The 10,651-nt window shown below is 71.2% G+C and carries 7 protein-coding genes and 1 pseudogene; 6 read left to right on the plus strand and 2 right to left on the minus strand.

Annotated elements, in window-relative coordinates; translation table 11 throughout:
* Nucleotides 1–35: 35 nt before the first annotated feature.
* Nucleotides 36–1,151, plus strand: coding sequence for an AI-2E family transporter (locus ACFWRV_RS32520; RefSeq protein WP_384339509.1), 1,116 nt, complete (start codon nt 36–38; stop codon nt 1,149–1,151).
* A gap of 165 nt (nt 1,152–1,316) precedes the next feature.
* Here ACFWRV_RS32520 and ACFWRV_RS32525 read toward each other — a convergent pair whose 3' ends face one another.
* Nucleotides 1,317–3,446: a SpoIIE family protein phosphatase gene (locus tag ACFWRV_RS32525; protein WP_384339510.1), complete on the minus strand. Its 2,130-nt coding sequence runs from the start codon at nt 3,444–3,446 to the stop codon at nt 1,317–1,319.
* 165 nt (nt 3,447–3,611) lie between these two features.
* On the opposite strand from ACFWRV_RS32525, the gene aspS reads away from it, so the two are divergent.
* From aspS to ACFWRV_RS32540, 3 genes and pseudogenes are all read left to right on the plus strand, one after another.
* A complete protein-coding gene (aspS, locus tag ACFWRV_RS32530; protein ID WP_384339511.1) occupies nt 3,612–5,408 on the plus strand; it encodes an aspartate--tRNA ligase in 1,797 nt (598 codons plus the stop codon).
* A 249-nt stretch (nt 5,409–5,657) separates the two neighbouring features.
* Nucleotides 5,658–6,437, plus strand: a complete 780-nt coding sequence (locus tag ACFWRV_RS32535) for a L,D-transpeptidase family protein (RefSeq protein WP_384339512.1) — start codon at nt 5,658–5,660, stop codon at nt 6,435–6,437.
* Nucleotides 6,438–6,448: 11 nt separating this feature from the next.
* Nucleotides 6,449–6,910: pseudogene (locus tag ACFWRV_RS32540) on the plus strand (Uma2 family endonuclease); the annotation flags it as partial.
* A 66-nt stretch (nt 6,911–6,976) separates the two neighbouring features.
* Here ACFWRV_RS32540 and metG read toward each other — a convergent pair.
* Nucleotides 6,977–8,590, minus strand: a complete 1,614-nt coding sequence (gene metG, locus ACFWRV_RS32545) for a methionine--tRNA ligase (RefSeq protein ID WP_384339513.1) — start codon at nt 8,588–8,590, stop codon at nt 6,977–6,979.
* 182 nt (nt 8,591–8,772) lie between these two features.
* Here metG and ACFWRV_RS32550 point away from each other — a divergent pair, with 182 nt between their 5' ends.
* On the plus strand, nt 8,773–9,426 hold the full coding sequence (locus tag ACFWRV_RS32550) for a response regulator transcription factor (protein WP_384339517.1): 654 nt from the start codon (nt 8,773–8,775) through the stop codon (nt 9,424–9,426).
* Nucleotides 9,423–10,651, plus strand: a 1,229-nt coding sequence (locus tag ACFWRV_RS32555; protein WP_384339514.1) for a sensor histidine kinase, incomplete at its 3' end; no start/stop codon positions are given. The genes ACFWRV_RS32550 and ACFWRV_RS32555, both read left to right, overlap by 4 nt.

The following is a 10,651-nucleotide window of genomic DNA, read 5'->3' on the forward strand; positions in this document are numbered from 1 at the left end:
GAGCCCGCCGACGCACACCGTGATCGGCTGGGAGGGTGCCCGCACCCAAGCCCCTCCTCCCCGAGAGCGCCCGCCGCGCGGCCGCCTGGTGCGGTGTCGTCCTGCTCGTCGTGGGCGTTGCCGCCGTAGCGATCTGGCTGGTGGTCGCCCTCAAGACCGCGGTCACCCCGGTGCTGCTCGCCCTGCTCGGCACGGCTCTGCTCGGCCCCGTCCACCGCCGGCTCGTCGCGCGTCGCCTCAACCGTTCCCTGGCCGCCGGACTGACCTGTGCGGCCCTCGTCGGCGTGGTCGGGGGCGCCGGTTACATCGTCGTCACCGCCCTCGTCGACTCCGGCGACCAGATCGTCGCCTCGCTGAAGGACGCCGGCCAATGGGTCGTCGACCACCTCGACATCGCCGGGGCCACGAACGTGGACGACCTGGCCGACAACGCGAAGAACCTGGTCGAGAAGTTCGGGGCGAGCGCGGCGGGCGGTCTGCTCAGCGGCATCAGCCTGATCGGTTCGCTGGTGGCGACCAGTGTGCTGGCCCTGCTGCTGACGTTCTTCTTCCTGCGCGACTCGGACCGGGCGGTGCACCTGGCCCACACGGTGGCCCCGCGCGGCACCGGGGACCTGGTGGAGGCCATGGGACGCCGGGCGTTCGAGGCCGTCGAGGGCTTCATGCGCGGCACCACGTTCATCGCCCTGATCGACGCCGTGTGCATCACGGTGGGCCTGCTGATCCTGGACGTTCCGGGGGCGGTCGGGCTCGGCGCGCTGGTGTTCGTCGGCGCGTACATCCCGTACCTCGGGGCCTTCCTCTCCGGCGCCGTCGCCGTTCTGGTCGCGCTGGCCGACCGGGGGTTCGTGATCGCCCTGTGGACGCTGGGGGTGGTGCTCGCGGTCCAGGTGCTGGAGGGCCATGTGCTCCAGCCGATGATCCAGAGCCGTACGGTCCAGATGCACCCGGCCATGATCATGATCGCGATCACGGCGGGCGCGAGCGTGGCCGGCCTGCTGGGCATGCTCCTGGCCGTACCCCTGTGCGCGGCGGCCTTCGGCGTCCTGGGCGAACTGCGCAGAGGAGCCGGCCCATCGGACGGCCACCCGGGCCCGCCGGACGGCCACCCAGGCCCGTCGGGCGCCCACCCCAGCCCGTCCGGCGCTTGAGGACGGAACCGCGCGGGCGGAGGGCCCGCGCTCCGGGAGGGGCCGAGGCCCGGATTCCCAGCCCGTCCGGCGCTTGAGGACGGAACCCTCGCGGTGGTGGGCCCGCGCTCTCAAGGGGCCCGAGCCCCAGGACCTCCGAGGAACCGGGCCCGAAGGGCCCCACGCTCAGGAGGCCGCGGCCGCCGCCAACTCCCCCGGCTCATCCGACTCGTACAGCTCGAACCAGGTCGACTTCCCCTCCCCCCGCGGATCCACCCCCCACGCGTCCGCGAGCATCTCCATCAGCACCAGACCCCGCCCGCTGGACGCCATCTCGCCCGGCCGCCGCTTGTGCGGCAGTTCGTCACTGGCGTCGGCGACCTCGACACGCAGCCGCCGCTCCCCCCGCTCGCCGGAGACCTCCGCCACCATCAGCGCGTCCCCGTCCGTGTGGACGAGCACGTTGGTGGCCATCTCGGAGACCATCAGGACCGCCGAGTCGACCTGCTCGGCGTCACTCCAGTCGTGCAGCAGCTCACGCACGAGCTGCCGGCCGACGGAGATCCGCTCGGGTTCGGCCTGCGCGATGGTCAGGACGCTGCGGCGGGCGGGCGCCTTCCGGGCCGGGACGCTCTCGCGCCGCAGCACCAGGACCGCGATGTCGTCCTCCCGCCGGTCCGCGAGCGGCCCCGTCGTGTAGTGCGAGGTCGGCCCGTGCACGGCCTGGACGAGGGCGTCGGCGAGCTCCTCCAGGTCCTCGACGGGCCGCTCCAGGACCGGGCGCAGCCGGGTCCAGCCGGTGGCCATGTCGTGGCCGCCGGTCTCGATGAGGCCGTCCGTGCACAGCATGATCGTCTCGCCGGGCTCCAGGACCACCCGCGTGGTGGGGTAGTCGGAGTCCGTCTCGATCCCGAGCGGCAGCCCACCGGCCGTCTGCCGGATCACCGCGGTCCCGTCGGCGCTGATCACCACCGGGTCGGGGTGGCCCGCGCGGGCGATGTCCAGGGTTCCGGCCTCCGGGTCCACCTCCGCGTACAGGCAGGTCGCGAAGCGCGGTGCCGGGGGTTCCGCGTCGCCCTCGACGCTCTCGTACGCGTCGGTGAGGCCGGACAGGAAGCGCGAGGCCCTGGAGAGCACGGCGTCCGGGCGGTGCCCCTCGGAGGCGTAGGCGCGCAGGGCGATGCGGAGCTGGCCCATCAGCCCGGCGGCCCGCACGTCATGGCCCTGGACGTCGCCGATGATCAGGGCGATGCGGCCGTTGGGCAGCGGGATCATGTCGTACCAGTCGCCGCCGACCTGGAGCCCGCCGCCGGTCGGCACGTACCGTGCGGCCACGGTCATGCCCGGGATCTCCGGGCCCAGGGTCGGCATCATCGAGCGCTGGAGCCCCAGGGACAGCTCGCGCTCCGTCTCGGCCACCCCGGCGCGGGCCAGCGCCTGGGCGAGCATCCGGGCGACCGTCGAGAGCACCGCGCGCTCGTCCGGCGAGAAGCCCACCGGATGCCGGAACCCGGCCATCCAGGCGCCCATCGTGCGGCCGGCGGAGACCAGCGGCAGGAAGGCCCAGGACTGGCGGCCGAAGCGCCGGGCGAGCGGCCAGGTGGCGGGATAGCGGCGGCGGTACTCGTCGGGGGAGGGGAGATAGATCGCGCGCCCGGTGCGGACGACCTCGGCGGCCGGGTAGTCGGTGTCCAGAGGCATGTCGGTGAAAGGCTCCTCGTCCCCGACGTTGTGCCCGTGGTGCCCGATGATCGTCAGCCGCTCCCCGGCCGAGCCGAAGACCGCGAGGCCGTCCGGCGAGAAGCCGGGCATGGACAGCGATCCGGCGACCCGCAGCACCTCCTCGGTGGACCGGGCCTCGGCCAGCGCCCGCCCGGCGTCCAGGAGGAACGCCTCCCGGGACCGCCGCCAGTCCCCGGTGATCGGCGTGTGGGCGGCGTCGGTGGAGCCGGGCTGCGGCTCGGCCACCTCCTGGAGCGTGCCGAAGAGGACGTAGGCCTCGGCGTCCTGGTCCGTGCTGAGGACCGGCTTGGAGCGGCTGCGCACGGTACGGAGGACCTGCCCGCGCTCGTCCACGATCCGCAGCCGCGCCTCGGCGAGGGTGCCCTCGGTGACCGCGAGGTTCACCACCCCGTAGATCTCGTTCCAGTCGACCGGGTGGAAACGGGAGCGCACCGCCGACTCCCGGTAGCTGCCGGGCTCGGGAGGCAGGCCGAGGAGCCGGGCCGCCTCCGCGTCGAGCGTGACCGTGCCGGCTGCGTTGTCCCAGCGCCACAGGCCCGTCGCGATCGCGGCCAGGACATCCTCGGTGCGCATTGCCCCACTTTAGGAAGGTCTCCTCGGCGCACGCCACCGAGGGGCGGCCACCTGCCCAGGGGGCGAGGGGTGCGGCGGCGCAAAGGGAAATGAAGCCTCCCGGCCCCGGGCGGTAGCCTGGGGACGCTCAATCCACCCCTAACCGCGAAGACTGGATGAACGACGATGCATCGGTACAGGTCCCACACCTGCGGCGAGCTCCGCGCCTCTGACGTCGGCACCGACGTCCGGCTGAGCGGCTGGCTGCACAATCGCCGAGACCTGGGTGGCATCCTCTTCATCGATCTGCGCGACCACTACGGTCTGGTGCAGCTCGTCGCCCGCCCCGGCACCCCCGGCAACGAGGCCCTGGCGAAGCTCACCAAGGAGACCGTCGTCCGGATCGACGGCAAGGTCTCCGCGCGCGGCGCGGACAACGTCAACCCGGAGCTGCCGACCGGCGAGATCGAGATCGAGGTCACCGAGGTCGAGGTGCTCGGCGAGGCCGGCCCGCTGCCCTTCACGATCAACACCGAGGACGGTGTCAACGAGGAGCGGCGCCTCGAGTACCGCTTCCTCGACCTGCGCCGCGAGCGCATGCACCGCAACATCCTGCTGCGTTCGGCCGTGATCGCCTCCATCCGCTCCAAGATGGTGGCCCTCGGCTTCAACGAGATGGCGACCCCGATCCTCACCGCGACCTCCCCCGAGGGCGCCCGTGACTTCGTCGTCCCGTCCCGGCTGAACCCCGGCAAGTTCTACGCGCTGCCGCAGGCCCCGCAGCAGTTCAAGCAGCTGCTGATGATCTCGGGCTTCGACCGCTACTTCCAGATCGCGCCCTGCTTCCGCGACGAGGACGCCCGCGCGGACCGCTCGCCGGGCGAGTTCTACCAGCTCGACGTCGAGATGTCCTTCGTCGAGCAGGAGGACGTCTTCCAGCCGATCGAGAAGCTGATGACCGAGCTCTTCACCGAGTTCGGCAACGGCCGCGAGGTCACCTCGCCGTTCCCGCGCATCCCGTTCCGCGAGTCGATGCTGAAGTACGGCAACGACAAGCCGGACCTGCGGGCCAAGCTGGAGCTCGTCGACATCTCGGACGTCTTCGCCGACTCCGGGTTCAAGGCGTTCGCCGGCAAGCACGTGCGCGCGCTGCCGGTCCCGGACACCGCGGGCCAGTCCCGGAAGTTCTTCGACGGCCTCGGTGAGTACGCTGTCGAGCACGGTGCCAAGGGCCTGGCCTGGGTGCGCGTGGGCGAGGACGGCACGCTGGCCGGACCGATCGCCAAGTTCCTCACCGAGACCGACGTCAAGACGCTCACCGAGCGCCTCTCGCTCGTCCCGGGCCACGCGATCTTCTTCGGCGCGGGCGAGTTCGACGAGGTCTCCAAGATCATGTCGGCCGTCCGGGTCGAGGCCGCCAAGCGCGCCGGCCACTTCGAGGAAGGCGTCTTCCGGTTCTGCTGGATCGTCGACTTCCCGATGTACGAGAAGGACGAGGAGACGGGCAAGATCGACTTCTCGCACAACCCCTTCTCGATGCCCCAGGGCGGCCTCGCCGACCTGGAGGAGAAGGACCCGCTGGACATCCTGGCCTGGCAGTACGACATCGTCTGCAACGGCATCGAGCTGTCCTCGGGCGCCATCCGTAACCACGAGCCCGAACTGATGCTCAAGGCCTTCGAGATCGCCGGTTACGACCGCGAGACCGTCGAGCACGAGTTCGCGGGCATGCTGCGCGCGTTCCGCCTCGGCGCCCCGCCGCACGGTGGCATCGCTCCCGGCGTCGACCGCATCGTGATGCTGCTCGCGGACGAGCCGAACATCCGCGAGACGATCGCCTTCCCGCTCAACGGCAACGCCCAGGACCTGATGATGGGCGCCCCGACCGAGCTGGACGAGACCCGGCTGCGCGAGCTGAACATCCAGCTGTGCAAGCCGGTCGCCGCGAAGGGCGCGTCGGAGAAGCCCGCCGCCGACAAGTAGGAGCCCGACAAGGAGGAGCCACTCCGCTCTGCGCATGTTTCACGTGAAACAGCCCCCGATCACCCGATCGGGGGCTGTTTCGTTGCACACCCGGGAGCGCCGGTGACAGCCGGGCGACGCGGTACAGCCGGATGGCCCCGGTTCGGGTTCGGCCGGGTCGGGTCCGGCAAAGACTGGCACCGAGACACCCCTCTCGCACCCCGCCTTGCCGCGACGCGCCGTCCGCCGCCACCCGAGGAGCCCGCCACCGTGTCCGTCCCCCGCCGCCCGCCCGCCCTGCTCGCCGCACCGCTTCTCGCCCTGGCCCTGCTGCTCACCGGCTGCTCCTCCGGCGCGGCTCCGGCGAAAACCCCGGTCGGCGCCCCGGGGCAGGGCGCCGCGGGCCCGCAGTCCGACGCGGCGTCCGCGCTCCGGTCCTCCCCCGCCCCGCGCCCCGCCGAGATCCCGGACCTGGGACCGGAGACCCTGGCCCAGATCCCCGCCGAGGCCCGGCAGGCGTTCGTCGTGACCGGCGAGGAAGCCGACTCCAACAAGTCCAGCGCGATCCTGTACAGCCGCGAGGACCCGGCAAGGGGCTGGGAGCCGGTCGCGGGCCCCTGGCCCGCCCACAACGGCATGGAGGGCTGGACGGACTACCACGTGGCCGGCGACCTGAGATCGCCCACAGGCGTCTACACGCTCACCGACGCGGGCGGCCGGCTCCCCGACCCGGGCGCGCTGCTGCCGTACGACGAGCACCCCCGGTTCGCGGTGGACGGCGAGGGCTTCTTCGGCGAGCCGCTGGAGGGCTCCTTCGACTACGTCGTCGCGATCAACTACAACCGCAAGAAGGGCGTGAGCCCCCTGAACCGCCGCCGCCCGCTGGGCCTCGAACGCGGTGGCGGCATCTGGATCCACGTCGACCACGGCGGCCCGACCCAGGGCTGCGTCTCCGTCCCCGAGGAGCGCATGGAGGAACTCCTGCGCACCCTGGACCCGGCGATGAACCCGGTGATCGTGATGGGCGACGGGGAGACGCTGGGGCGGTGAGGTCGTGATCGGGCGTACGGGCGGGGTTCCTTGGCCGTACGCTGAGGATGATCCCCGGACAAGTGACCCGGTGGCCCGGAAGCCAATGGCTCTTCGGCGAACAAGGCCTTCGTATCGAGTCCTACCGCAAGGGCAACGCCCGTCCCGATGCGAGCCTGGCTCCCCTTGACACCTTTGTCGGCCAAGGCGAATGGGCCGGTCCCGACGACGTCCTCATGGTCGTCGACGTCACCTCGTACGACGAGGACACCGACCGCCGCGACCGCGTCGAGAAGCCGCGTGCGTACGCCGAGACCGGCATCCCCGTCTACCTGCTGATCGACCGGGACACCTGCGAGGTCAAGGTCCACTCGCAGCCCGACGGTGTGCGCTACGAGCAGGTCGTGACGGTGCCGTACGGCAAGACCGTCACCCTCCCCGACCCGGTCGGGATCGAGCTGGACACCGAGCCGCTCAAGAACTGGACACGCTGATCCGGCGCCGTACGTCAGGAGCCCGGGACCACCTGGTCCCGGGCTCCTGACGTACGGACGAACGCGTTACGCCGGCTTCTCCTCCAGGCGCGGGAACAGCACCGCGCCCTTCGTCACCGTCGCTCCCACGGGCAGGATGCCCCAGGCGCCCGCGTCCTGGACCTTCTGGTCGGCCAGCGCGCCCAGGGACTCCTCGGCGCCCAGGGACTCCCAGAGCTTCTGCGAGGTCTCCGGCATCACGGAGTTGAGCAGCACCGCGACCCCGCGCAGCGACTCGGCGGCCGTGTAGAGGATGGTCGCCAGGCGGGCCTGCCCCTCCGGGGTGGTGTCCTTGGCCACCTTCCACGGCTCCTGCTCCGTGATGTAGCCGTTGACCTGCTTCACGAAGTCGAAGATCGCCAGGATGCCGCCCTGGAAGTCCAGCTCCTCGCCGATCTTCCGGTCGGCCGTCGCCACGGCGTTCGCCAGGCCCTCCCGCACGGCCCGCTCGGCGTCACCGGCGGCCGTGTCCTCCGGCAGCGCCCCGCCGAAGTACTTGCCGACCATCGCCGCCACGCGCGAGGCGAGGTTGCCGTAGTCGTTGGCCAGCTCGGAGGTGTAGCGGGCGGAGAAGTCCTCCCAGGAGAACGACCCGTCGCTGCCGTACGCGATGGCCCGCAGGAAGTACCAGCGGTAGGCGTCCACGCCGAAGTGCGAGGTCAGGTCCTGCGGCTTGATGCCGGTCAGGTTCGACTTCGACATCTTCTCGCCGCCGACCATCAGCCAGCCGTTGGCGACGACCTTGCCGGGAAGCGGCAGACCCTGCGCCATCAGCATCGCGGGCCAGATCACCGAGTGGAAGCGGAGGATGTCCTTGCCGATCAGGTGCACGTTCGCCGGGAACGTACCGTCGAACTTCTCCTGGTTGGCGCCGTAGCCCACGGCCGTCGCGTAGTTGAGGAGCGCGTCGATCCAGACGTAGATGACGTGCTTGTCGTCCCACGGGACCGGGACGCCCCAGTCGAAGGTCGAGCGCGAGATCGACAGGTCCTGGAGGCCCTGCTCGACGAAGTTCACGACCTCGTTGCGCGCCGACTCCGGCTGGATGAAGCCGGGGTTCGCCGCGTAGAACTCCAGCAGCTTCGGGCCGTACTCGCTCAGCTTGAAGAAGTAGTTCTCCTCCTTGAGGAGCTCCACCGGCTTCTTGTGGATCGGGCACAGCTTCTGCCCGGCGAACTCGCCCTCGCCGTCGATCAGATCGCCGGGGAGCTTGTACTCCTCGCAGCCCACGCAGTACGGGCCCTCGTACCCGCCCTTGTAGATCTCGCCCTTGTCGTACAGGTCCTGCACGAACTCCTGCACACGGTCGGTGTGCCGCTTCTCCGTCGTCCGGATGAAGTCGTCGTTGGCGATGTTCAGATGCTCCCAGAGGGGCTTCCACGCCTCCTCGACGAGCTTGTCCGCCCAGGCCTGCGGAGTCACGTTGTTCGCCTCGGCCGTGCGCATGATCTTCTGACCGTGCTCGTCCGTGCCGGTGAGGTACCACACCTTCTCGCCGCGCTGGCGGTGCCAGCGCGTGAGCACGTCGCCTGCGACGGTCGTGTAGGCGTGGCCCAGGTGAGGAGCGTCGTTGACGTAGTAAATGGGGGTCGAGACGTAGTACGCCGTCGCCCCCTGCTTCTCGGATCCAGTGGCCGCCATGGTCGAAATCCTAACGGCCCGATCAAGATCCACTCACCCGGATAACCGGGGACCCGCGTGCGGGCGGAGGGACGGCCTCCGGTGGAGAGCTTTGCGAAACATCGGTTCCCGTAATGGTTCCCGTAGGAAAGTCGCATCCTGGGAGGGAGCGGACAAGCGTGCACGAGGCAGGGGACATCACCATGCGGGTACTGGTCGCCGAGGACGAGGAGATCCTCGCGGAGCTGGTCGCCACCGGACTGCGCCGGGCCGGCTTCGCGGTCGACACGGTGTACAGCGGGGACGCGGCCCTCGCATACCTCGGCCTCCACGACTACGACGTGGTCGTGCTCGACCGCGACCTCCCCCGGGTGCACGGCGACGACGTGGCCCGCCGGCTGGTCGCCTCCGGCTCCCGCACCCGGATCCTGATGCTCACCGCCTCCGGCGCCATGGAGGACCGGGTCGCCGGGCTCGACCTGGGGGCCGACGACTACGTGGCCAAGCCGTTCGAGTTCCCCGAACTGGTCTCCCGGGTACGCGCCCTGCGCCGGCGCAGCGCCAGACCCGTACCGCCACAGCTGGAACGGCACGGCATCCGGCTCGACACCGTACGGCGCTCCGCGCTCCGCGACGGCCGGGACCTGGACCTCTCGCCGAAGGAGTTCACCGTGCTGCAACTGCTCCTGGAGGCCGACGGCGGCACGGTCAGCGCGGAAGAGCTGCTGGAACGGGCCTGGGACGCCAACGCCGACCCCTTCACCGGCGCCGTGCGCGTCTGTATGAGCAAGCTCCGCGCCAAAATCGGCGAGCCCGCGCTGATCCGCACCGTGCAGGGCGTCGGGTACGCCCTGTGAAGCGGACGGCTCTGCTGCGGCGGCTGGTGGACGCCTCGAAGCTGCCGCACTCGACGATCCGGACCCGCATCGCCCTCGTGTACGGGGGTGTCTTCCTGGTGCTCGGCACCGCGCTGCTGGCCACCGTCAACCTGGCCTCCCGCGCCGGTACGGAAACCGATGCGCGGGCCATCGCCTCCTCGGCGGCCGTGGGCCCGCCCGGATACGTCGTCGGCCCGCCGGGATACGTCGTCGAACCGCCCGGCGCCACGGTGAACGGCCCTGTCATCACCCGTAGCTCCGTCGGATCGCCCACCGTCTACGAGATCACCGACCATGTCAGCGACGCGGCGGGCAGACAGCTCATGAACTGGTCGTTCGCCGCGCTGCTCGTGATGACGGCGGGTGCGGTCGGGGTGGGCTGGTGGATAGCGGGCCGGGTGCTGCGGCCGGTCCACGCGATGACCGCGAAGGCCCGCAGGCTCTCCGAGCGGACCCTGCACGAGCGGATCGCGTCCAGCGGCCCCGACGACGAGTTGAAGGAGCTGGGCGAGACCCTGGACGCACTGCTGGGCCGCCTGGAGAAGGCGTTCGACAGCCAGCGGCGGTTCATCGCGAACGCCTCGCACGAGCTGCGGACCCCGCTGGCCACCCAGCGCGCCGCGATCCAGATCGGCCTGGACGACCCGTCCCCCGAGGACCTCGTGCGCACCCGGCAGACCCTGCTGGACACCAATCGGCGCAGCGAGCGGCTCATCGAGGGGCTGCTCGTGCTGGCCCACAGCGAACGGGGACTGGCCACGGACGAGCGCGAGGCGGTCCGCCTCGACGAGGTGGTCACGGAGGAGACGGCCCGGCATCCGGCGGTACGGGGCGCGATCGGCGGCCCGGCGGGCCACAGGACGGACGACGGGCCCACCGTGACGGTCGCGGCGGCCGCCTGTTCCGTGCGCGGCAACCGGCTGCTGCTCGCCCAGCTGGTGGCGAACCTGCTGGCCAACGCGGTCACGTACAACGTGCCGGGCGGCTCGGTGGAGGTCTCGCTGAGCGCGGAGGGGGCCCTGCTGGTGCGCAACACCGGCCCGGTGGTCTGCGAAGCCGATATCGCGGGGTTCTTCGAGCCGTTCCGGCGGGGCGAGGGCCGGGACCGGATGGGCCCGGGGTCGGGCCTCGGTCTTTCGATCGTCCGGTCGATCGCGGTGGCCCACGGCGGAACGGTCACGGCGAGCCCGGGCCCCGAGGGCGG

The sequence above is a fragment of the Streptomyces sp. NPDC058576 genome (genome assembly GCF_042718715.1).
In the GTDB taxonomy this organism is placed as follows: Bacteria; Actinomycetota; Actinomycetes; order Streptomycetales; family Streptomycetaceae; genus Streptomyces.